This is a genomic window from Micromonospora zingiberis, assembly GCF_004331455.1.
Taxonomy (GTDB): domain Bacteria; phylum Actinomycetota; class Actinomycetes; order Mycobacteriales; family Micromonosporaceae; genus Micromonospora; species Micromonospora zingiberis.
Genome location: NZ_SJJR01000002.1, coordinates 207,587 through 230,564 on the forward strand (window position 1 = coordinate 207,587; position 22,978 = coordinate 230,564).

20 protein-coding genes are annotated in these 22,978 nt (G+C 71.7%); 9 read left to right on the forward strand and 11 right to left on the reverse strand.

The window, feature by feature from the left end:
* Positions 1 to 20 precede the first annotated feature (20 nt).
* The 4 genes from E0H26_RS03990 (at position 21) to E0H26_RS04005 (ending at position 4,047) form a co-directional block, all read left to right on the forward strand.
* Positions 21 to 416 (forward strand): hypothetical protein, encoded by a 396-nt coding sequence (locus E0H26_RS03990; protein ID WP_165521757.1) that lies wholly within the window; start codon positions 21 to 23, stop codon positions 414 to 416.
* Complete coding sequence (locus E0H26_RS03995; protein WP_131300912.1) at positions 416 to 2,845, forward strand: DUF4132 domain-containing protein; 2,430 nt, start codon at positions 416 to 418, stop codon at positions 2,843 to 2,845. The genes E0H26_RS03990 and E0H26_RS03995 overlap by 1 nt, the downstream gene beginning before the upstream one ends.
* 69 nt (positions 2,846 to 2,914) lie before the next feature.
* Positions 2,915 to 3,325 (forward strand): DUF6153 family protein, encoded by a 411-nt coding sequence (locus tag E0H26_RS04000; protein WP_131300914.1) that lies wholly within the window; start codon positions 2,915 to 2,917, stop codon positions 3,323 to 3,325.
* Between the two features lie 80 nt (positions 3,326 to 3,405).
* Positions 3,406 to 4,047, forward strand: coding sequence for a DUF305 domain-containing protein (locus tag E0H26_RS04005; RefSeq protein WP_131300916.1), 642 nt, complete (start codon positions 3,406 to 3,408; stop codon positions 4,045 to 4,047).
* 34 nt (positions 4,048 to 4,081) lie between these two features.
* Here E0H26_RS04005 and E0H26_RS04010 read toward each other — a convergent pair whose 3' ends face one another.
* The 7 genes from E0H26_RS04010 to E0H26_RS04040 form a co-directional block, all read right to left on the reverse strand.
* The gene (locus tag E0H26_RS04010) at positions 4,082 to 5,002 is read right to left on the reverse strand and encodes a carbohydrate ABC transporter permease (protein ID WP_131300918.1); all 921 of its coding nucleotides are present in this window, start codon (positions 5,000 to 5,002) and stop codon (positions 4,082 to 4,084) included.
* On the reverse strand, positions 4,999 to 6,024 hold the full coding sequence (locus E0H26_RS04015; protein ID WP_131300920.1) for an ABC transporter permease: 1,026 nt from the start codon (positions 6,022 to 6,024) through the stop codon (positions 4,999 to 5,001). The genes E0H26_RS04010 and E0H26_RS04015 overlap by 4 nt, the downstream gene beginning before the upstream one ends.
* Positions 6,024 to 7,700, reverse strand: coding sequence for an extracellular solute-binding protein (locus E0H26_RS04020; protein WP_131300922.1), 1,677 nt, complete (start codon positions 7,698 to 7,700; stop codon positions 6,024 to 6,026). The genes E0H26_RS04015 and E0H26_RS04020 overlap by 1 nt, the downstream gene beginning before the upstream one ends.
* A 235-nt stretch (positions 7,701 to 7,935) precedes the next feature.
* Positions 7,936 to 8,727, reverse strand: coding sequence for a peptidase (locus tag E0H26_RS04025; RefSeq protein ID WP_131300924.1), 792 nt, complete (start codon positions 8,725 to 8,727; stop codon positions 7,936 to 7,938).
* Positions 8,728 to 8,729: 2 nt separating this feature from the next.
* Positions 8,730 to 10,034 carry a VWA domain-containing protein gene (locus tag E0H26_RS04030; RefSeq protein WP_131300927.1) on the reverse strand — a complete coding sequence of 435 codons (1,305 nt, stop codon included), beginning with the start codon at positions 10,032 to 10,034 and terminating at the stop codon, positions 8,730 to 8,732.
* Positions 10,035 to 10,096: 62 nt separating this feature from the next.
* Entirely contained in the window at positions 10,097 to 11,431 is a 1,335-nt protein-coding gene (locus E0H26_RS04035; RefSeq protein ID WP_131300929.1) for a DUF4352 domain-containing protein, read from the reverse strand.
* Positions 11,432 to 11,539: 108 nt separating this feature from the next.
* The gene (locus E0H26_RS04040) at positions 11,540 to 12,205 is read right to left on the reverse strand and encodes a 4'-phosphopantetheinyl transferase family protein (protein ID WP_131301433.1); all 666 of its coding nucleotides are present in this window, start codon (positions 12,203 to 12,205) and stop codon (positions 11,540 to 11,542) included.
* Between the two features lie 328 nt (positions 12,206 to 12,533).
* Between E0H26_RS04040 and E0H26_RS04045 the strand changes: the two genes are divergently transcribed.
* Positions 12,534 to 12,752: a hypothetical protein gene (locus E0H26_RS04045; RefSeq protein ID WP_240741999.1), complete on the forward strand. Its 219-nt coding sequence runs from the start codon at positions 12,534 to 12,536 to the stop codon at positions 12,750 to 12,752.
* A 358-nt stretch (positions 12,753 to 13,110) separates the two neighbouring features.
* On the opposite strand, the gene E0H26_RS04050 is transcribed toward E0H26_RS04045, so the two are convergent.
* Complete coding sequence (locus E0H26_RS04050) at positions 13,111 to 14,802, reverse strand: dolichyl-phosphate-mannose--protein mannosyltransferase (RefSeq protein WP_131300931.1); 1,692 nt, start codon at positions 14,800 to 14,802, stop codon at positions 13,111 to 13,113.
* 66 nt (positions 14,803 to 14,868) lie between these two features.
* On the opposite strand from E0H26_RS04050, the gene rsmI reads away from it, so the two are divergent.
* A complete protein-coding gene (gene rsmI, locus E0H26_RS04055; protein ID WP_420812780.1) occupies positions 14,869 to 15,738 on the forward strand; it encodes a 16S rRNA (cytidine(1402)-2'-O)-methyltransferase in 870 nt (289 codons plus the stop codon).
* 59 nt (positions 15,739 to 15,797) lie between these two features.
* Here rsmI and E0H26_RS04060 read toward each other — a convergent pair whose 3' ends face one another.
* Entirely contained in the window at positions 15,798 to 16,727 is a 930-nt protein-coding gene (locus E0H26_RS04060) for a hypothetical protein (protein ID WP_240742000.1), read from the reverse strand.
* A gap of 139 nt (positions 16,728 to 16,866) precedes the next feature.
* On the opposite strand from E0H26_RS04060, the gene metG reads away from it, so the two are divergent.
* The gene (gene metG, locus E0H26_RS04065; RefSeq protein ID WP_131300933.1) at positions 16,867 to 18,669 is read left to right on the forward strand and encodes a methionine--tRNA ligase; all 1,803 of its coding nucleotides are present in this window, start codon (positions 16,867 to 16,869) and stop codon (positions 18,667 to 18,669) included.
* Between the two features lie 74 nt (positions 18,670 to 18,743).
* Here metG and E0H26_RS04070 read toward each other — a convergent pair whose 3' ends face one another.
* The gene (locus tag E0H26_RS04070) at positions 18,744 to 19,595 is read right to left on the reverse strand and encodes an alpha/beta fold hydrolase (RefSeq protein ID WP_131300935.1); all 852 of its coding nucleotides are present in this window, start codon (positions 19,593 to 19,595) and stop codon (positions 18,744 to 18,746) included.
* Between the two features lie 74 nt (positions 19,596 to 19,669).
* Entirely contained in the window at positions 19,670 to 20,917 is a 1,248-nt protein-coding gene (locus tag E0H26_RS04075; RefSeq protein ID WP_131300937.1) for a hypothetical protein, read from the reverse strand.
* Between the two features lie 101 nt (positions 20,918 to 21,018).
* Between E0H26_RS04075 and E0H26_RS04080 the strand changes: the two genes are divergently transcribed.
* Together E0H26_RS04080 and rsmA are read left to right on the forward strand one after the other, a co-directional pair.
* Entirely contained in the window at positions 21,019 to 21,921 is a 903-nt protein-coding gene (locus E0H26_RS04080; RefSeq protein ID WP_131300939.1) for a TatD family hydrolase, read from the forward strand.
* An 88-nt stretch (positions 21,922 to 22,009) separates the two neighbouring features.
* Positions 22,010 to 22,882, forward strand: a complete 873-nt coding sequence (gene rsmA, locus E0H26_RS04085) for a 16S rRNA (adenine(1518)-N(6)/adenine(1519)-N(6))-dimethyltransferase RsmA (RefSeq protein ID WP_131300941.1) — start codon at positions 22,010 to 22,012, stop codon at positions 22,880 to 22,882.
* Positions 22,883 to 22,978: the final 96 nt, after the last annotated feature.

Here is a 22,978-nt window from a genome sequence, read left to right on the forward strand (position 1 = left end):
CGTGCCTAGACTTCCGCGACATGGCGACGGTGACCTTTGTGGACGAGAGCACGGCCGGTGCTCGTACCCCTGCGTGGGCCTTGCAGATCTTCGAGGAGCGGCTGACGCTGCGTGAGCTGATCCGGCGGCGGATCCACCAGGAGGTGGCCGAGCACAACGCGGCCACCCCGGCACCGCGCCGGCTGCTGGTGCAGCCCACCTCGACCGAGCGGGCCCTCAACGGGGAGCCGGCCGAGCGGTCGCACCGCCGGCTCGACGCGGCGCGGCAGATCGCCCTGGCCGAGGAGGCGTTCCGCCGTAACGGTTTCGTGGTGCTGGTCGGTGACCACCAGGTCGAGGAACTCGACGACGAGGTCGACCTGCGCCGCGACACCGAGGTCACCTTCCTCAAGCTCGTTCCGCTGGTGGGTGGCTGATGACCACCACCACCGACACCGTCTGGTACGCCACCCGTGCCCGCGAGCTGGTCGCCGCGAACGACCTGACCGCGCTGGCCGACCACCTCTACACGCACGCCCGGCTCTGCCTGGAAGACCCGGAGGTACGCGCCGCACTGCGCCCGTTGCCCCGAGCGGACGTGGCGCGTCTGGTGCACGCCATGGTGCTGCGCCAGAAGAACGGCCGTAACCGCAGCTGGACGGCGCTGGAGATGATCGGGCAGGTGGCCCGTCGGCTGCCCGCCGAGCTGACCCCGGAACAGCTCGAAGCGCTGGCCCGGTACGCCGTCCGGACGTCGTACGGCCTGCCGCCCGGCGCACTGGAGATCGTGGCCCGGGGCGTGGCCGCCGCCGGCCCGCTCCCCGCCGACCTGGAGAAGGTGCTGGCCGCCCGGTCGGGCGAGAGCCAGCGGCTGCGGCAACTGCTGGTCGAGCTTGCCGGCCTGCCGCTCGACCCGGCCGACCCGTGGGCGGAGCAGGTCCTGGCCGAGTTGCCCACCCTCAATCCGGCCTGGCAGCGGCTCGCCGCACACGCCAGCACCGCCACCACGGCCCGGCCGACGGCCGGCTGGTCGACCGAGGCGATTCGGCTGCTCGCCGAGGTCGAACCGGCCGAGGCGGCGACGGTGCTCGACCGGTGGCTGGCCGCCGCCGCACGCAGCCCGCACCGCACACCAACCCCGATCAACGCGGATCTGCTGCGTGGCCTGCTCTGGCTTGCCGAGCGGGCCGACCCGGCTCCCGAGCAGGTACGCCTGATCGGTGCCCTGGTCGAGGCGATGTTGCGCCGGCTGCCCGGCATCGGTCCGGCCTGCCCCAAGGTGGCCAACGCGGCCGTCGGGGTGCTCGGCCGGGTCGACGGCGAGGCGGCGCTGGCGCAGCTGGCCCGGCTGTCGACCCGGATCACCTACAAGGGCACCCGCAACGAGATCGACAAGGCGCTGGACGCCCGCGCGACGGCGATGGGCATCGGCCGCGACGAGATCGAGGAACTCGCCGTTCCCGACTACGGCCTGACCGAGGTGGGTCGGCACGAGGTGGCCCTCGGCGGCTGCCGGGCCGAGCTGCGGATCGCCGGCACCAGCGCCACTCTCGTCTGGCACAACGAGTCCGGCCGCCAGGTGAAGAGCCCGCCGGCCGTGGTGCGCCGGGACCACGCGGCGCAACTGGCCGACCTCAAGGGCCTGGCCAAGGAGGTCAGCGGGATGCTGGCCGCCCAGACGGCCCGGCTGGACGGGCTCTTCCTGGCCCAGCGCACCTGGACCGTCGCCGGATGGCGGCAGCGCTACCTCGATCATCCACTGGTCGGCGGGTTGGCCCGCCGACTGCTCTGGCTGGTCGACGGGGTGCCGTGCGGGTGGGCCGACGGCGCGCTGCGCACCGTGGACGACATCCCGGTCACCGCCGCCGACGACGCGCAGGTGCGGATCTGGCATCCGATCGACCGGCCGGTGGAGGAGGTCGTCGGCTGGCGGGAGTGGTTGGAGCGGCACCGGGTCGTCCAGCCGTTCAAGCAGGCACACCGGGAGGTCTACCTGCTCACCCCGGCCGAGGAGACGACCGGCACCTACTCCAACCGGTTCGCCGGGCACATCCTGCGCCAACATCAATACCATGCGCTGGCCGCTATCCGGGGCTGGAACGATCGGCTCCGGCTGATGGTCGACGACTCGTACCCGCCCACCTTCAGGGAGCTGCCCGGCTGGGGGCTGCGCGCCGAGTACTGGGTGGAGGGCGTGGGCGACGACTACGGCGTCGACACCACCGAGAGCGGGTCGTACCTGCGGCTCGTCACCGACCAGGTGCGCTTCTATCCGGTCGCCGCGGCGCAGAACTGGTCACACGCCTCCGGTGGCGGCTACACGTCGGGCCGGTGGGCCTGGACGGACGCCCGGCCGACCGAGCCGCTGCCGCTCGACCAGATCCCGCCGCTGGTGTTGAGCGAGATCATGCGGGATGTGGACCTGTTCGTCGGGGTGGCCAGCGTCGGTAACGACCCGACCTGGTCCGATGGGGGCCCGCAGGGCCGGTTCCGGGACTACTGGTCGTCGTACAGCTTCGGGGAACTGTCCGCGACGGCCGAGACCCGGCGGGATCTGCTGGCCCGGCTGTTGCCCCGGCTCGCCGTCGGGCAGCGGGCCCGCATCGACGGCCGGTTCCTGGTGGTCGACGGTGACCTGCGCACGTACCGGATCCACCTGGGGTCGGGCAACATCCTGATGAGCCCGAACGACGCCTACCTCTGCATCGTTCCGGACCGTGGCGCGGGTCGGCTGGGGGACCAGCAGTTCCTGCCGTTCGAGGGCGACGGCATGCTGGCCGTCATCCTCAGCAAGGCGATGCTGCTGGCCAAGGACGCCGAGATCACCGATCCGACGATCACCCACCAGATCGGCTCCGGCAGGTAACCCGACGGCGGGAGACCGGATGCCGGGGTTCGGCGCAGACGGTGGTCGGCCGGGCGATACCGTGATCAGGTGCGAGGCGACGCGGCCACCACCGGGCGATGGGTCCGGACCGTGCTGCTGGCCTGCACGCTGTTCGGGCTGGCCACCATGCACAGCCTCGGCCATGACCCGATGATCGGGGCGGCCGGGCACGGCAGCCACGCCGAGGCCGTCCCCGCCTGCGCCGACGGGCACTGCACCGCACTGGCCGCCCCGGCTTCCGAGCAGCCGGGGCACGGTGACGGTGCCGGCTGGGGGGTCTGCCTGGCCATCGCCGCCGGCTTCGCCCTCACCGTCGTGCTCGCCGTCCTTCTCCTTCGGGGTACGCGAGGCGGGCGGCCACGCGGCCGTACCCCGACCCCGCCGGCCGGCGGTCGGGCCCCGCCGGTGTTCGCCCCGATCGGTCTGACCACGGCCTCGGTGTCGGTGCTGCGGATATAGGAGCCGACCAGCGCGTCCCCCGACGAGGGGTGACCGCGCCGATGACTCCTGCCCATTGCACCGAAAGGCTGAACCGCACCATGAACCGCACCTACCTGCGCCGGGCCCTGCTGTCCGGCGTGAGTCTCGCCGTTGCCGTCGGCCTTGCCGCCTGCGGCTCGGACCACCAGTCCGCAGCCGGCCACGACCGGCCCGGCAGCCCGTCGGCCAGCGCGTCGGGCGGGGAAGCCGCCGCCAACAACGCGGCGGACCGGATGTTCGCCCAGATGATGATTCCGCACCACGAGCAGGCCGTGGAGATGTCCGACCTGGCCGCGACCCGGGCGGCCGACCCGGAGGTCAAGCAGTTGGCTGCCCAGATCAAGGACGCGCAGGCGCCCGAGATCACCCAACTGCGGGGCTGGCTCACGCAGTGGGGCGCTCCGGTGCCCACCTCCAGCGGTGACGGACACGGCACCGACCACGGGATGCCCGAGATGGACCACGAGATGCCGGGCATGATGTCCGACGCCGACATGGCCCGGCTCGAAGCCGCCACGGGTCCGGAGTTCGACCGGCAGTTCCTCACCATGATGATCGCCCATCACGGGGGCGCGATCACCATGGGCGAGGAGGAGATCGCGCAGGGCGCCAACCCGGACGCCAAGGCGTTGGCCCAGCAGATCGTCACCACGCAGCAGGCCGAGATCGACACCATGAAGAAGATCCTCGCCCGGCTGTGACGCCGAAGGGCTGACCCCGGCTGACCGGCCGGGGTCAGCCCTTGATGGCCCCGATCAGGACGCCCTTGACGAAGTGCCGCTGGATGAACGGGTAGACGGCGACGATCGGTGCCACGGTGATGATGACGACGGCCATCTTGATCGCCTCGGTGGGCGGCATGGTGGCGCTGGCGGCGCCGGAGGTGTTCGGCGCCTGCCCGGCGAGCAGGTAGCTCTGCAACACCCGCTGGATCGGGTACATGTCGTTGCGGTCGATGAACAGCAGCGCGTCGAACCAGACGTTCCAGTAGCTGACCGCGTAGAAGAGGCCGACCACCGCGATCACCGCGCGGGCCAGCGGTAGCACGATGCGGGTCAGGGTGAGGAAGTCGCTGGCACCGTCGATGCGGGCGCTGTCCAGCAGTTCCTGCGGGATGCCCTGGAAGAAGCCACGGACGACGACCAGGTTGAAGACGCTGATCGCGGGCGGTAGGACCAACGCCCAGATGGTGTCCTTGAGGCCCAGCCCGGTCACCACGAGATACTTCGGCACCAGTGGCGGATAGATCAGGAACGGCAGCAGGAAGTACGCGAGCAGCCAGCGGTAGCCCAGGGACCGCGGCCGGGACAGCCCGTACGCGGCGAGCACGGTCACGGTCAGCGCCAGGGCGGTGCCGATGACGGTGACCATGGTGCTGATCCACAGTGCCCGGGTGACCGCACCGCCCGCGAAGATCGTCTCGTAGGCGGAGGTGTCGATTCCCCGTGGGATGACCACGAGACCGCCGGCCTGGGCGATCGTCTCGCGCGACGACAGGCTGGTCACCAGGATCACCCAGAGCGGGAACAGCACGCTGAGCACCAGCAGGCCGAACAGGACGGTCTTGGCGCCCTGACCGAGCGGGCTGGGCGGCTCCTCCCAGACCGGGCGTCGGGGACGTGTTCCGGGCGGCTTCCGGACGATGGTGGCGGTCATGACCGTGAGTAGATCCCTCGTTCGCCGAGCATGTGTGCGACCTTGTTGGCGGCCAGGATCAGGCACAGCCCGATGGCGGCCTTGAACAGGCCGGCCGCGGCCCCGTAGCCGTAGTTCCCGGTGGCGATGGAGAAGTGGTAGACGAAGGTGTCCAACACTTCGGCGGCCTGCCGGCCGACGGCGTCGCGTTGCAGCAGGAACTGTTCGAAGCCGACCGAGAGCGCGTCACCGAGGCGCAGGATGAGCAGCAGCACGATCACCGGACGCAGGCCGGGTAGGGTGATGTGCCACAGCCGGCGCCACCGGCCGGCGCCGTCGGCGGCCGCCGCCTCGTAGAGGTTCTGGTCGATGGTGGACAGGGCGGCGAGGAAGACGATGGTGCCCCAGCCGACGTCCTTCCAGATCGCCTCGACGGTCACCAGGATGATGAACGTGTCCGGGTTGGTCATCACGTTCCAGGGTTCGAGCCCGGCCTCACGCATCGTCTGGGCGAGCAGTCCGGCGCCGCCGAGCATGGCGACGAAGAAGCTGACCACCAGCACCCAGCTGAAGAAGTGCGGCAGGTACACGACGGTCTGGATGAAGCCGCGCAGCCGGCTGGAGAGCAGGCTGTGCAGCCCGATCGCCAGCAGGATCGGCAGCGGGAAGAAGAAGACCAACTGGAACGCGGTGATCGCCAGGGTGTTGCGGAACGCGTGCCAGAACGCCGGATCGGCGAACAGGAGCTGGAACTGCCCGAACCCGATCCAGTTGCTCTGCACGAACGCGTCCAGCGGATTGCTGCCGAGGTAGGGGTTGTAGTCCTGGAAGGCGATGACGTTACCGAGGATCGGCAGGTAGCTGAAGATCAGCAGGATGACGAAGCCGGGCGCCACCATGGCGAGCAACTGCCAGTCACGGCGGAGTCGGGTGCGCAGCGGTACGCGCCGACGCCGGCCGGCGGGCCGGGGGACGGACGGAGCCGAGCCGTCGGGCCGGGTCCGGTCGGACCCGGCCTCGACGGTGGCCTCGCGGGTGCTCATCAGCCAGCCTTGGGCAACGAGTCAGCGAGCAGCTGCCGCGCCGCCTCCCCGCCCGCGGCCTTCCACTCCTGCAGAATCGAGTCCACGTCGGACAGCGGTCGTCGGCCGCGCAGCACGTCGGTGAACTTGTCCTCGGTCGGCACCTGGTTGGCCTTGAAGGCGGCCGGCATCTCCACCTTCACCCCGGCCCAGGGGTCCTTCTCCAGATACCTGACCATGGCGTTGGAGTAGGCCAACGCGTCCTGGACGTAGGTGGGGGTCTCCGCGAACGGGCCGATGGTCGGGTTGCGGCCACTGATGAAGAAGTACTGGTTGGCGATCTCCTTGAAGGCCAGATCGGTCTTGATCGGCCCGTTCGGCGTCCGCGTGTGGTGCCGACCCTCGACGCCGAAGTCGCGCAGCTGGGCCTCCTGGCTGCCCAGCGGGGCCGAGCACCAGTTGATGACCCGCAGCAGCTCCTTGACCCGCTCCTCGCCGACGCCCTTCTTGACGAAGGTGTACGAGATCGGCTGGTCGCCACCCCAGACCAGCGGGTCGCCACCGGCGACGGAGAAGATCGGCACCGGCTGGATGTTCAGCGCCTTGTTGGTCTTCTGGTGCTCGGCCTGGCCGGCCTGCCAGAAGCCGAAGCCGTCCTGCATGAAGACGATGTTGCCGCTCTTGGCGAACAGCTGCTTGGCGTCGGCGCCCTTGCTGGCCACGATGTCCGGGTGCACCAGGCCGTCCTGGTAGATCTTGGCCATGACTTCCAGCGCCTGACGGAACTCCGGGGTCTCGTACTTGAACTCGGGCGTGCCGTCGGAGCGCAGCCGCCACCCCTGCTTGGAGCCCGGCACCTTGTGGTACATCTGGATCATCGCGAAGACGTCGTTGAACGCCCACACCTTGCGCGCCGGGTCGGTGACCTGCTTGGCGATGGCGAGCAGGTCGTCCAGCGAGGTGGGGATGGCCAGACCACGGGCGTCCAGCAGGTCCTTGCGGCTGAACATGACCCAGGCGAAGGGTCCGTCGGTCGGGTTCGGTATGGCGGCCAGCCGCTCGTTCCAGATGGCGTGCCGCCAGGCCCCGGTCGGGAAGGCGGCCAGCATCGGGTACGCCTCGGCCGCGTTGCCCTTGAGGTGCTCGGTCAGGTCCTCGAACAGCACGCCGATCGCCTCGGCGAACCGCGGGATCTTGTCCACCTCCCAGCTCGGCACGCAGAGCAGATCGGGTACGTCCCGGGCGCCGAGCATGGCGTTGAGCTTGTCGGCGTACGTGATGCCGTCCTGGATGGTGAAGTTGACCGGCACGCCCAGCTCGGCGTTGACCGCCTGGAGGTAGGCGCTCTGGCCGAGCCCGGGCGGTGCGGGACCCCAGTGCGGGGTCATCGCGGTGATCTCCGTGCCGCTGCTGCCGGGCTTTTCGGTGATCAGGTCGACAAGGTTGCTCGGGTACTTGAGGTAGCCGTCGGGCACCGGACGGGTGCCGACGACGTCGGGTGCGATGGCGCCCGACAGCTCCTTGTGGGTGGGCAGCAGGTGGGCGAAGGCGTCGAGGTTCTGCGCGGTGCCGCTGCCGGCCGGCGCCTCGGAACAGCCGGTGAGCAGGGGACCGCCGGCGACGGCGGCGGCGCCGAGGCCGAACAGGCTGAGGAAGTTGCGGCGTGAGGTCGGCACGCCGGGGTTGTGCCGTGTCATCGGTCTCCCTCCGAAAAGGGCAACGGGCGAGCAGGCTCGCTGGGGTGATAGTTCGTCTGGATGGTAAACAAACTAATCGACGCCCGTACCTCTAACAAGAGGCGACCGCCGAGCGGCCCCGCGTACCTGCGCTGGATGCGACGGCGTGCGGTGAGAGCCGCCGGTAGGTCGCGCCCGGCACCTGCGCGACCTACCGGCGGTGGCTCACCTGACGTGGTGGCTCACCTGGAGCGGCTTACCGGGTGGCGGGACGGCGGGTCAGCGCGAAGCCGAACACGCCGGCGACCGCGGCCAGCACCCCGCCGACCGTGGTCCAGATCCACCGCGAGCCGGCCTCGGGCAGCCAGCCGGTGAGGTTGATGTTCCAGCCGTCGTCGTCCTCGTCCTCCCGAGTGACGGTCGGTACCGCGTCCAACACCTCGCCGGCATTGGTGGGCGGAACCAGCGACGCCTCCAGCTTGCCGTCCTCCGGGGCGGTGCCGGCGTCTCCGGTCGCGGAGATCAGCAGGTCCACGTCGATCGGCAGACCGAGGTCACGTTCGGGCAGGTCGACCACGGCCAGCCGGACGTAGTAGGTGCCCGGCAGCGGGTCGGCGGACCAGGGCTCCGCCCAGGGCCGGACCCGGCGCAGGACACAGCCGATGGCCACGGTGGACACCGAGGCGTCGGCGGTCGGCGTCTGCGCGCCGGCCGTGCAGGCCTGGCGGCGGCGCAACCCGTCGAAGACCTCGACCGTCCAGGTCGAGCTGCCGGCCCGGTCCTTGGCCAGCGCCACGGTGGCGCTGATCTGGTGGATCTCGCCCGCCCCGGCGGCGAACGACCAGTAGAGGAACTCGCCGGTGGAGGCGCCGACCCGGACCGGCTGGCCCGCCGCGACCGGGGTGGCGCTCAGGAACGTCGTGCCGGCCTTGGTCACGGTGGTCGAGCCGGGCGACGGGGTCGGGGTGGGCGCGGCCAGCGCCGTGGCCGGGGCCAGCGAGACGCCAGCGGCCACCATGGCGGCAAAGATCGCTGCGCGGGTACGCATCCTCAGTTCTCCCTCCAGGTGGCTACCCACCAGCGGGTGAGCAGGCCGGTGACGAGCCCGGTGAGCAGGCCGGCCAGGGTCAGCAGGAGCAGCAGCACCCAGCCCCGGCCCAGGTCCGGGCCGTCCGGGGTGGGCGAGGCGGCGACCACGTCGACGGTCAACTCGACCGGCATGCCGGGGTCCTTCTCGGTGCCCGCCCTGGGCGAGAACATGTTGCTGACCACCAGGCAGACGGTGGTGACAGGCGATGCCGAGGTGGCCGCCGGGGTCGGGGTGGCCTCCTGGTCACCCGCCTCCTCGTCGTCGTCCGCCCCGGCCGACCAGCGCAGTCCAGCCGACACCACGTCGGTACGCCCACTGCCCGCGTCCACGCCGCGGACCAGTTCCCGGCCGTCGGAGGCGGTGGCCCGCAGCAGTACGCCGTAGTCGGGATTCACCGGACGGTCCATCGCCACGCTGACCGAGGCGCGCAGTTCCTGGTCCGCCCGGACCGGCACCCGGTACCACCGGTGCTCGGAGAACGTCTCCCGGTCGGTGTAGACCCCCGGCGCCAGCAGCGGCGCACCCTGGCAGACATCGGCCCCGTCGACCTTCGCCGGCGTGGTCGCGTACGTGTCCCGGGCCCGGTCCACCAGTTGCTTGAGCCGGCCGGTGAGGTCCTCGGCGCTGGTGGCGGCCGTGTACGTCCCGCCGGTGGCGGCGGCGATGCAGAGCAGTTGCTTGCGGACCTTCTCGTCCGGGGCCAGCCCGAGGGTGTCCACCACCAGGGTGGTGCCCTGGGCCGCCAGCTCCCGCGCCACCTGGCACGGATCCGGCGGGGCGCAGGTGTCCTCGCCGTCGGTGATCAGCACGATGCGCCGGGCGGTGGTGCCGCTGCCCAGGTCCTTGGCGGCCTCGCGCAGCGCGAGCCCGACCGGGGTGAAGCCGGTCGGACGCAGCGTGGCCACCGCCGCCTTGGCCTGTTCCCGGTTCACCGGCCCGACCGGCACGATCTGCTGGGTGTCCAGGCAGCCCTGCTGCTTGTCCTTGCCCTGGTAGGTGGCGCCGAGCACCCGGATGCCCAGCTGGGTCTCGTCCGGCAGCGCGTCCACCACCTCGCCGAACGCCTGCTGGGCCACCGAGATGCGGCTGCGCCCGTCGATGTCCGTGGCCCGCATCGAGCCGCTCACGTCCAGTACGAGTTGGACGCGGGGCGGCTCGGCGACGGGTTCTGCTCTGTCGTCGGCGGATGCCGGCACCGGGCCGGCCAGCGTGGTCGCCGCCAGCAGTCCAAGGAGGACCGCTGACGACCATCTCTTGTTGATCACCGGGCGGAGTGTAGCGCCGTCCACTCAGGACAGAGACTCCGGTGGCCGGCTGCGCCCGGTGGCTACGGCTTCCAGGAGCCGGCGACCTCGAACAGGTGCTGGTACTCCAGGACGCCCCGGGTGTCGGCGACGTCGAAGACGACCGTGCCGGAACGCTTGCTGCCGGCCGGCAGGCTGTTGCCCGAGCCGAGCGGGTCGCCGCAGCCGGAGAGCGCGCCGACCAGGCCGTTGACGGTGGTGCCGTCGTCGGCCACCCACTCGAAGTAGAACGGGTTGATCGAGCCGGTGCCCTTGCTGACCGTGGCCGTCACCTCGGCGATCAGGTATCGCCCCTTCTGCGGCTTGGGCGCGAACGACTGGCAGCCCTCGGTGACGGTGCGGAACCTCGTCACGGTGATCTCGACCGTGCCGCTGCTGTCGGTGAGGACCAGCGTGTCGCCGGCGCTCATGTTGAACGTCTCGCCCTCGACGGCCGGCCTGCTCGGTGCGGCCCCGGTGGGTGCGTCGCTCGGTTCCGACGGCAGGTAGGTGACCGAAGGAGTCGGTAGCGCCTCGGAGACCTCCTCGGAGATCTGGTTCATCCCGGCGACGAGTGCGATGGTGCCGCCGATGCAGCAGAGCAACGCGAGGACCACCACCGTGATCACCACGATCAGGACGGTCCTGCCGCCCTTGCTGCCGCTGGTGGGAACCGGCGCACCCGGGCCCGGCGGATACCCCGCCCCACCGGGCGGGTAAGCGCCACCGGGCGGGTAGGCACCGGGCGGGTAGGCGCCGGGCGGGTAGGCACCGCCGGGCGGGTTGGCACCGCCGGGTGGGTAGGCACCGCCGGGCGGGTAGGCATCGCCGGGCGGGTAGGCACCGGGCGGGTAGGCGCCGCCGGGCGGGTAGGCACCGGGCGGGTAGGCGCCGCCGGGCGGGTAAGCGCCGCCGGGTGGGTAGGCATCACCGGGTGGGTAGGCACCGCCGGGCGGGTTGGCACCGCCGGGTGGGTAGGCGCCGCCGGGTTGGTAAGCGCCGTCGGGCGGGTTGGCGCCACCACTCGGGTAGCCGGCGCCCGGTGGGAAGGGGCCGCTCGGCGGGTTCGGGCCGGCCGGCGGCTGGGGACCACCCGTCGGGTACGGCGTACCCGAGGTGGGCTGCGGCGTGCCGGAGACCGGTGCCGGCGGCGGGGCGGGAGAGCCCGGCGCGGCCTGCGGGGACGGGGTGCTGCCGGGTGGTTGCGGGGCGGCCCACGGGCTGCCGGGTTCGGCCGGGGCGGGGGCCGCCCAGGTGCCGTCCTGCGGCGCTCCGGCTGTCGGCTCGACCGGGGGCGGTGGCGCCCACGGGTCGCTGGGCTGCTGCGACTCCGGCTGGTAAGGGTCCTGTGGCCCGGTTGGGGGCTGGGGGTGGCTCACCGTACTCCTCGGGCACCTGATACTGGACGAGAACCGCCTGACGCTACCGCGTGCCGACAACACCGCTCGGCCGCGGACCTTGGTACGTAACCGCCCTCATGAGGGCCGTTACGTACCAAGATCCGCGGCTAGAGCGGCGGCGGTGCGGACCAGGTGCGGGTCCACCGCGAACCGGCCGGTGATCACCGTCGGTGGGTGCGCGATCGAGGCGGCGGCGACCTGGGCCGGCGCGATCCGGGCGGTGAACGTGGCAGTGGCGGGGTCGACCTCCACCAGCGCGTCGTGGAAGCCCAGCCAGCTGCCGACGATCGGATGCCACACCTTGTAGACGGTCTCCTTGGCGCTGAACACCACGGTCGGCCAGGAGACGCCCGGAGGCAACCGGTCGGCCTGTTCCTCCTCCTCCGGCAGGCAGATCAGGCGGCGTACCTCCGGGCTCAGCTCGCGGTGCTGTTCGGCGTCCATGCCGACCGCCCGGATCTCGCTGCCGCGCCCCACCGCGGCGGCGCAGTAGCCGCGGGTGTGGGTGATGGTGCCGACCGTTCCCGGTGGCCAGATCGGCGACCGGTCGGCACCGGCCGGCACGGCGACGGGCGGCAGGCCCAGCATGGCCATGGCCCGGCGGGCACAGACCCGCCCGGCGGTGAAGTCGCGCCGCCGGCTGGCCACCACGCGGTCGCCCAGGCAGGCCGCCTCGGCGGCGTACAACTGCCCGTCCCAGTCGGGTGGCTCCGCCACCGCCACCGCAACGGCCGGCGGCAGCAGGTCACGCACGGTCGGCACCGCACTGGTGGGCCCGACCGGCGCTCCCGGTAGCATCGACCGACGCTGATCCGGGCGAGTGCGAGTGGTTCGGGTGGTGTGTCGCGGCGGCCATGGCTGGTGAACGTACCGCAACGATGTAACACCGGAGCGTTTCCGGGCGCTGTACGTTCGGCGCGGGGACCATGAATTCGGTCGATGATCGGCGGCAGGGGCTCCACCTGCCGTCCACGGCGAGGCGGAAGGGAGCGCGATGACAGGTGTTGCGGATCGCTCGGATGTCGGGGCGGCTCAGACGGGCAGTGTCGCGATCGCGGCGGGACCAGGTGAGCATGCTCCGGTGACACCCGACTGGACGTGCGGCACCTGTGGCGCGGAATGGCCGTGTGAGCCGAAACGTAACCGGCTGCTGTCCGAGTACGCGGCGGATCGCGCGATGCTCAGCATCTACCTGGGCGCCTGTCTGGCCGCCGCCGCCGACGATCTGCACCTGTCCGGGTCGACCTCGTTGCAGGATCGGTTTCTGGGTTGGCTGCCGCGCCGGCCGAAGCGGTTCTGAAAAGATCATGACGCGCGCCGGGACAGTCGACATCCCGGCGGTGACCAGCGCTCCGGCGTGGCGATGGGTCACCCAGCGGTGACCTCGCAGGTGTGATCGTCACCCTGACCGGTGCCCGTCGGAAATCTGACCCGGTCCGCCCCGTTGTGCCGCTGGTCATGGGTGGTTAAGCTTTTGATGCGCGCCCCAATCGCCCGCTTCCCCCGTGGCAGGCGATCGGGGCGCGTCCTTTTGCCTGTAGGACCCGAAAAAGCCCGCACGCTCAGGCGTGCGGGCTTTTCGCCGTACGGGTTCGACACGGTGGCGGCAGTTCGCCGCGCGGTGGCCCGGGGCCCCGGCCCCGGACCACCGTCCGCGATCAGATCCAGCGACCGTTCAGCCACATCCGTGCCGACCACTCCGGGTACGGAATGTTCTGGCCCACGAAGATCGGATAGAAGTACGCGAAACAGAGCACGACGAGCACCACGTACGCCCCGGCTACCACCGCGCCGATCAGCCGACGGTCCCGGCTGGCCTCGTCGTCCGCACCGCCGACGGGTCTGCTCCCACTCAGCCCGGCCGGTGACGCGATCGCGCCCAGCACATAGACCACTGCCAGCACCAGGAACGGCAGCGCGGGCGCGGTGTAGAAGGAGAACATCGTCCGGCCGTCGAGGGCGATCCAGAACCAGGGCAGCAGGCCGGCGGCCACGGTGAGCAGGATCGCCCCGGCTCGCCAGTCCCGCCGGGCCAGGCCCAGCCAGACCAGCGCCACCAGCGCGGGCAGGAAGGACCACCACAGCAGCGGCGTGCCGAGCAGCAGCACCTCCTCGGCGCAGGTCGGTGCCCCGCAGCCCGGGGGTTGCAACCAGTGGAACGCCACCGGCCGGCCCAGCAGCAGCCACTGCCACGGCCACGACTGGTACTTGTGTGGATCGTCGAGCTGGTTGTGGAAGCCCAGCGCGGCCTGGTGGTACTGCACCAGGTTCCACAGCGGGCCGAAAACCGGGACATCGCTGAGCCCTGCCTGCGGGTACCGCTCGGCGAGCCGGTAGTAGCCCTCGTGGCTGAGCAGCCAGCCCGACCAGGTCGTCACGTAGGTGACCGCCATCAGCAGGCCGGCGAGCACCATCCACGGCACCCCGTCGAGCAGGGTGCCGCGCCACGGTCGGCGTACCCCGGCCGAGCGGCGGGCGCCGACGTCCCAGAGCAACATCAACAGGGCGAACGCGGGAACGAAGAACAGCGCACTCCACTTGACCGCGAAGGCGCAGCCGAGCAGGACCCCGGTCGCCAGCCGCCACCAGGGCCAGTTCCGCCAGCCGCCGGGTGGGCGGCCGGCACGTCCCCGGGCGGTCGGATCCAGCCCCGCCTCCAGGGCCCGTGCCCAGCGCCGGCGGGTGGCGTCCCGATCGAGCACCAGCGCGCCGAACGCGGCCAGCACGAAGAAGAGCAGGAAGATGTCGAGCAGCGCGGTGCGGGACAGCACCAGGTGGAACCCGTCGATCGCGAGCAGCAGACCGGCGGCGCAGCCGAGCACCGTGGAGTGGAACATCCGGCGGCCGATGCGGACCAGGAGCAGCACCGACAGGGTGCCGATGAGTGCCGCCGAGAAGCGCCAGCCGAACTCGGGCGAGGTGGTCCACAGGTGGCCGGGGACCGAGATGCCGTGCTCGACGTCGGAGTAGCCGAAGGCCCACTCGCCCAGACCGATCAACCACTTGCCCAGTGGCGGGTGGACCACGTACGACGGGCCGCCGTCCTTGTAGTTCCACTCCACGCCCTTGTCCACCAACGCCCAGGCGTCCCGGGCGTAGTAGATCTCGTCGAAGATCTTCCCCGGTGGATGGCTGAGGTTGGCGAACCTGAAGATCGCCGCGATCGCCACCACCACCGCCGTGGCCAGCCACGACCGGCTGTCCAGTCGAGCCTCGACGGTGGCTAGCCGGTGGCGGATCGTCGCCGGTATGCCACTGTCCGGCCGGCCCGTCGAGCCGGCGGTGGGGGATCCGGCATCCGGCGCGGGCTGGTCGGCGCTCGCGCTGTGTGCTGTCGACGCACTCGTCACCCGGCGATCGTAGGCTGCCAACGGGGGCGATGGCGTGCATCGTCCCCGATTCCGGTACGACCATCGATGAAGGAGTTCGCACTCGTGGGCGAAATGTCCGGCTCGGGCCGTCTGGTTCTGCTCGGCGCGCCACTCGGCAATCCCGCCGACGCCTCCGCCCGCCTGCGCGACATGCTCGCCACCGCCGACGTGGTCGCCGCCGAGGACACCCGTCGGCTCAGCCGGCTGGCCCGCGACCTCGACGTGACGATCGCGGGGCGGATCGTCTCCTACTTCGAGGGCAACGAGGAACGGCGGACCCCCGAACTGGTCGACGAACTCACCGCCGGACAACTCGTCGTCCTGGTCACCGACGGCGGCATGCCGAGCGTCTCCGACCCCGGCTATCGACTGGTCCGGGCCGCCCTGGACGCCGGGATCCCGATCACCGCCGCACCCGGTCCGAGCGCGGTCACCACCGCTCTGGCGCTGTCCGGGCTGCCCTCCGACCGGTTCTGCTTCGAGGGGTTCCTGCCCCGCAGCCCGAGCGCCCGCCGGTCCCGGCTGCGGGCGCTGGCCACCGAGGAACGGACCCTGGTCCTGTTCGAGGCGCCGCACCGGGTCACCGCCGCCCTCGCCGACCTGGCCGACACCTTCGGTGCCGACCGGCCCGCCGCGCTGTGCCGGGAACTGACCAAGACGTACGAGGAGGTGCTGCGCCGGCCGCTCGGCGAACTGGCCCGGTGGGCCGCCGAGGGTGACCCGCGCGGCGAGATCACCCTCGTGGTGGCGGGCGCCCCGGCGACGCCCGCGACCCGCCCCGACGACGACACGCTGCGCGCCGCAGTGGCCGAACGCGAAGCCACCGGCCTGACCCGCCGCGACGCGATAACCGAGGTGGCGAGCACCTTCGGTCTGCGCCGACGCGACGTCTACACCGTCGTGCACCAGGTGTAAGGAAGGGCACCCTGTTAACGCCTCAGGTATAGCAAGGGCCCCCTTTTAACCAAGCCGCTTCACCAGGCGGCGACGAGGAAGCCGAGGGCGATCACCAGCGGGCCGGCGAACCCGGCGGCGACCGCCCAGCGTCGGGTGTTCGGGTCGGGTAGCCGGGTCGCGCCGGTCCACCGCACGATGCCCGCAGCGCAGCCGAGCAGCGCCAACAGGCCGAGCAGCCACCGCAGGTGCGCACCGACGCCCCGGTCGGCGTACGCGGTGTCGGCGTCCGGGCCGGTGACCCGGGCCGGCAGGACCGCACCGCTGGTGGCCCGCCGCTCGGGCACCCCACTGACCCGTACGCCATGGGTGCGGAACCGCTCGTCGGCGGCGGTGAAGATGCCCCGGCAGCGTTGGCTCAGCCCGCCGCCGGTGCAGTCGGTCACGACCACGGTGCCCGAGGTGGCATGCCCGACGGCGAGCCAGAACGGGCCGGCGCTGACCCAGGCGAAGAAGGCCGCCGCCAGGCTCAACCCGACCAGCGCGGCCAGCCCCACCAGCGGGTCCGGCGGATGGCGGGCCCGCTCCCGGCGACGCCACACCGGCCAGGCCGGTCGCCACCAGGGGCGGGACTCCTCCTGCCGCACCGGGGTGCCGTCCCAGTGCACCTGCTCGATCGGTGCCCAGAACGTGTCGCCCTGCTCCGGCGTACCGGCATCGGTGGGGTGATCCCGGCGCCCGGCGGACCGCACCGGGACCCGACGCGGCAGCGCGTCGACCGGCGCCCCGGTGGTCGGCTCGACCTCGACGGCGGCCGGGGCGGGAGCCTCGGGTGTCCCGGCGTCGAGGGTCTCCGGCGGCATGGTCCGGGGATGCGGTGCCACCGCGTGGGTACGCGAGGTCGTCACCGCATCCGGACGCTGGGCGGCCGCCCCCGGATCCGGGCGGGCGTCCGAGGGAGAGCCCTCGTCGTGGTCGTGCGCGGCTCTGCTGCCAGTCACGCGGTTCATTGGACACCGGTCGACGAGTCACAACGTGCAGCTCAGGTAGCGTGTCGGCGACAAATCGGGCGGGCGTGCGCCGGCTGTACCGACCCGGCACCCGTATTGGTTCGCAGCCACCCCGGGCGGGTCACTAGGCTTCCTGGGCATGAGTCACGTTCTCGCGGCAGTGGCCTGGCCGTACGCCAACGGCCCACGCCACATCGGCCACGTCTCCGGTTTCGGCGTTCCCTCCGACGTCTTCGCCCGGTACATGCGGATGGCCGGTCACGACGTGCTCATGGTCTCCGGCACCGACGAGCACGGCACCCCGATCCAGGTGCAGGCCGACGCCGAGGGGCTGACCCCGCGTGAGCTGGCCGACCGGTACAACCGGGTGATCGTGGAGGACCTGCACGGCCTCGGCCTGTCGTACGACCTGTTCACCCGGACCACCACCCGCAACCACTACGCGGTGGTGCAGGACCTGTTCGAGGGGATGTACCGCAACGGCTACATCGTGCCGAAGACCACGATGGGAGCGATCTCCCCGTCGACCGGCCGCACCCTGCCCGACCGGTACATCGAGGGCACCTGCCCGATCTGCGGCTACGACAGCGCCCGGGGCGACCAGTGCGACAACTGCGGCAACCAGCTCGACCCGATCGACCTGATCAACCCCAAGTCGAAGATCAACGGCGAGACGCCGAAGTTCGTCGAGACCGAGCACTTCTTCCTCGACCTGCCCGCCCTGGCCGACGTACTGCGGCAGTGGCTGGACACCCGGGAGGGCTGGCGCCCCAACGTGCTGCGCTTCTCCCGCAACCTGCTCGACGACCTCCAGCCCCGGGCCATCACGCGGGACCTGGAGTGGGGTGTGCCGATCCCGCTCGACGGCTGGCGTGAGCGCACCGACAAGCGCATCTACGTGTGGTTCGACGCGGTGATCGGCTACCTTTCCGCCTCCATCGAGTGGGCCCGCCGCACCGGCGACCCGGAAGCCTGGCGTCGCTGGTGGTCCACGGACGGGCAGGGCAAGGACGCCCAGTCCTACTACTTCATGGGCAAGGACAACATCGTCTTCCACTCGGTGATCTGGCCCGCCCTGCTCGCCGGCTACTCCGGCGAGGGCGCCCGCGACGGCGAGCCGGGCCAGCTCGGCCCGCTCAACCTGCCCACCGAGGTGGTCTCCAGCGAATTCCTGACCATGGAGGGACGCAAGTTCTCCTCCTCCCGCCGGGTGGTCATCTACGTCCGGGACTTCCTGGAGCGCTACGACGCCGACGCGCTGCGGTACTTCATCGCGGTGGCCGGCCCGGAGAGCAACGACACCGACTTCACCTGGGCCGAGTTCCTCCGGCGCAACAACGACGAACTCGTCGCCGGCTGGGGCAACCTGGTCAACCGGTCGGTCTCGATGGCCGCGAAGAACTTCGGCCAGATCCCGGCGGTCGACCCGGCCGGCCTCACCGACGCCGACCAGGCGCTGCTGGCGGTGGCCCGCGCCGGCTTCACCACGGTCGGCGACCTGATCGCCAAGCACCGCCAGAAGCAGGCCATCGGCGAGGCGATGAAGGTGGTCGCCGAGGCCAACAGGTACCTCTCCGAGCAGGCGCCGTGGAAGCTCAAGGACGAGGCGGACAAGCCCCGGATGGGCACCATCCTGCACGTCGCCCTCCAGGTGGTCAGCGACGCCAACACGCTGCTCACCCCGTTCCTGCCGCACTCCGCGCAGAAGGTCCACGAGCTGCTCGGCGGCACCGGGGTACACGCCCCGATGCCGGTCATCGAGCAGGTCGACGACCTCGACGGCGGGCCCGCGTACCCGGTGCTGACCGGGGACTACACGCAGGGCGCCCGCTGGGAATCCGTACCGCTTGAGGCGGGCCGACCGCTCGCGGCGCCCAAGCCGGTGTTCCGCAAGCTCGACCCGTCGATCGTCGACGAGGAACTGGCCCGGCTCGGCGGCTGAGGCAACACCCACACGACGGGCGCGACACCCCAGCCGGGGGTCGCGCCCGTCGCGTCTGCGGTGGCCGGGCCAGGTCAGGCCCGAGCCATCGACGGCGAACCGATGAACTCCATGATCGCCTTGTTCACCTCGGTGGCGTTGGTCCACGGCGTGCCGTGCGGCGCACCCTTGAGGGTGACCAGCCGGCTGTCCGACAGCATCGGCTGCAACCGCTGACCCGTCTTCGGGTACGGCAGCACCATGTCCTTGTCGCCCTGCACGATCAGCACCGGCACGTCGATGCGCGACACGTCGGCCCGGAAGTCGGTGCCCCAGGCGTCCACGCTGTCGTGCGTGGCGATCGCCGAGGCCCGCGCGCCGATCTCCCAGTGCGCCCGGTACGCCTCCTCGCTGACCAGCTTGCCCCGGTTCTCGTCGTAGTTGAAGAAGGCGTTGCAGAACTGGGTGAGGTAGGCGAACCGATCCTCGATGATGGCCTTCTTGAACCCCTCGAAGAGGCTCGGATCGACGCCCTCCGGGTCGTCCGGTGTCTGCTTCAGGTGCGGCGCCAGCGGTGCCAGCAGCACCGCCCGATCCACCCGATCCGAGCCGTACGCGCCCAGGTAACGGGTCACCTCGCCGGTGCCCATCGAGTGGCCGACCAGGATCGCGTTACGCAGATCCAGCTCGGTCATCAGCACGTCGAGGTCGGCGGCGAAGGTGTCGTAGTCGTACCCGAACGCCGGCTGCGCCGAATTGCCGAAACCGCGCCGGTCGTACGTGATCACCCGGTATCCGGCCGCGATCAGCGGCCCGGTCTGCTTCTCCCAGGTCGCCCCGTTGAACGGGAACCCGTGGATCAGCACGATCGGCTGACCCGAGCCGTGATCCTCGTAGTACAGGTCGATCGGCGCGGAGTTCTCCGTGCCGACGGTGATGAAGGGCATCGCGTCCTCCTGTCCAGGGTGGGACACGAGCCTTCCCCGGAGCCGGCCCGTTATTCCTGACCCCGGCCGGACCTTCAGAGGACGTACGGGTGATCCACCACCCGGTCGTCGGTGACCTCGCCGCCAGGAGCCCAGGTCTCGAAGACGCCCCGTTCGTGGCACTGCGCACCGGTGCTGACCACCGCGTCCGGATCCGGGTGCCGCAACCGCAGCCGCAGCCAGCCCGCCTCCTCCCGGAGCACCAGGCAGGGCGCTCCCCGCCAGGTCGCCAGGCGCAACCGCCGGCACACCCCGTCGACCGGGTACCGGGCGGCCCGGGTCAGCGCCAACACCCGGAACCCGCCGGGCAGGTCGGCCACCGCCTCGTACTCCCCACCGGCGTACGTGCCGACCAGCCGAGTGGACCGGGGCGCCTCGCCGGTCGGCACGTACTCCTGGTCCGGCGACAACCCCGGCACCGCGGCGAGCAGATGCCGCCACTGCGGCCCGACCATCCGCAGCCAGCCGCGCTGCTCGGCCTGGTACGCGTAGAGCACCACCTCGATCCCCTCGGCCGGATACGCCAGCAGGGTGGCGTTGGCCGGCATCGGCAGGTCGGCGAAGTCCCGGGTGACGAACTCGGGGATGAGCTGACTGCTGCTCGGCGTGAAGCCGGTGCCCAGCACGGCCGGCCCCAGCCGGTCCCGGGCGCTGAGCGCCGTCAGCCCCCGGTACGCGGCACCGACCGGCACGTCGTAGTCACCCGGATCGGCGGCCCGCCAGCGCAGCGCGTACGTGACATCCACCCCGTCCCGACCACCGCCACCGTCGGTACGCAACACCGTGGTGGCCGCCGGGGTACGCAGGTGCGCCACGTCGTGCTCCCGGTAACAGAACCCGTGCGGCAGCCAGCCCCGCACGTAACCGGCGAGCTGCCGGGCGGAGAGGATCTTCACCATTCGGGTGCCCCGGCGGATGGTGGCCGACGCGCGGACCGTGGTGACCAGCGGATCGTCCGCGGCGCCGGGCTGCTGGCCGAGCCGGTGCACCTCCGACCAGCCCCGCTCGCGGTGCAAGGGCACCAGCAGCGGTGCCTCCGGCTCCTCGGCCGACGCGGTCGACCCGTGCACGGCGGTGACCTCGGTGACGTGCACGAAACGCCGCCACGGCAGCGCCGAGTTGGGTCGGGGCGCCCACTCGAAACCCGGCACCTCCTGCGGGCTGAACAATTCGTACGCCGCGCCGCGGGCGACCTCCTCGGCGGGGTAGACGGCACCGCCGTACGCCACCCGCAGACCGGTCCGCTCCTGCGCCGTGCCCTCGGCGCGAGGGGTGACGCTCATGGCTTCACCTCGCTTCGTACAGTCACCCAGCGACGGTAGGACCGCCCGGCGTAGTCGAGGTGAACACCGGGTGGCGGACGGGTGGACCGCGCGGGTGTGTGATGCTGTCGCTGATGAGCGAGCCGACCGAGTCCCGCAGTCAGCGCGCGGCACGCCGCGCCGGTGAGTTCCCGCCCGCACCCGAACCGCTGCCCCGGCCGGTGCTCGACAGCCACACCCACCTGGACATCACCGTCAGCGAGGTCGGGGTACCGGGCGCCGGCACCGCCACCGACCCGGTCGGGGCAGCGATCGACATCGCCGCCGCCGTGGGTGTCGACCGGCTGGTGCAGGTCGGTGTCGACGTGCAGTCCTCCCGCTGGGGTGCCGAGGTGGCGGAGCGGCATCCCGCCGTGGTGGCCACCGTGGCACTGCACCCCAACGAGGCGCCCCGCCTGGCCGACCTCGACGCCGCGCTCCGGGAGATCGAGTCGCTGGCTGCCCGGGACCGGGTACGCGGTGTCGGCGAGACGGGCATGGACTTCTACCGCACCGGCGACGACGGCCGCGCCGCGCAGGAGGAGAGCTTCCGCGCGCACATCGCCATCGCCAAGCGGTACGGCAAGGCCCTGGTCATCCACGACCGGGAGGCCCACGCCGACGTGCTGCGCATCCTCGACGACGAAGGTGCGCCGGACACGGTGGTGATGCACTGCTTCTCCGGCGACGCCGAGTTCGCCGCCGAGTGTGTCCGTCGGGGCTATCTGCTCAGCTTCGCCGGCACGGTCACCTTCGCCAGCGCCGGGTCGCTGCGCGAGGCCGCCGCGCTGACCCCGCTCGACCAGATCCTGGTCGAGACCGACGCGCCGTACCTCACCCCGACGCCGTACCGGGGCCGGCCGAACGCGTCTTACCTCATTCCGCTGACCGTGCGGGCCCTGGCCGCCACCACCGGCGCCGATCTCGACGAACTCTGCGCCGCCATCTCCCGCACCGGCGAGCGGGCCTTCGGCCCCTGGCACTGACCGTCCCGCCTCGCAACGTTAGGAAGGGGCCCTTCCTATACACGAGGCGTTAATAAGGTGCCCTTCCTTGCACGTAGGCTGTCGGGCTATGGCCGCAGACCTACTCGGCCCGGCGGAGATCCGGGACCTCGCCGCCCGGCTCGGTGTCGCCCCCACCAAGAAGCTCGGGCAGAACTTCGTGCACGACCCGAACACCGTGCGCCGGATCGTCACCACCGCCGGGCTCACCCCCGACGACGTGGCCCTGGAGGTCGGCCCCGGGCTCGGCTCGCTGACCCTCGCCCTGCTGCCCGCCGCCGCCCACGTACACGCCGTGGAGATCGACCCGGCGTTGGCCGGCGCGCTGCCCGACACCGCCGCCCGGCACGCCGGCCCGTACGCCGTCCGGCTCACCGTGCACCGGGCCGACGCGCTGCGGATCACCGGCACCGAACTGGCCGACCCGGCACCGACGGCGCTGGTGGCGAACCTGCCCTACAACGTGGCCGTGCCGGTGGTCCTGCACCTACTTGCCGTCCTACCCAGCCTCCGACACGGGCTGGTCATGGTGCAGAAAGAGGTCGCCGACCGCCTCGTCGCCGGCCCCGGTTCCAAGGTGTACGGCATCCCGTCGGTCAAACTCGCCTGGTACGCCCGCGCCCGCGCCGCCGGGAAGGTGCCCCCGAGCGTGTTCTGGCCGGTGCCCAACGTCGACTCCGGCCTGGTCGCCTTCACCCGCCGCGAACCACCCCGCGCCGACGTGCCCCGCGAACAGGTCTTCGCCGTGGTGGACGCGGCCTTCGCGCAGCGCCGCAAGACGCTGCGGGCCGCCCTGGCCGGCTGGGCCGGTGGCGCCGACCGGGCCGCCGAGGCGCTCACCGCCGCCGGAGTCGACCCCGGCGCCCGGGGGGAGTCACTCACCGTCGAGCAGTTCGCCGCAGTGGCCGCGTCGGCCGGGAACCGTACGCCGGCAGCGCAGTAGGCTGACGCCGACGCGGGAACCGGCCGCCTGACACCGCCGAGGAGCTGATCGTGGAGAAGTCGTTCGACATCCCGTCGCGCGGACGGGGTCGCACCC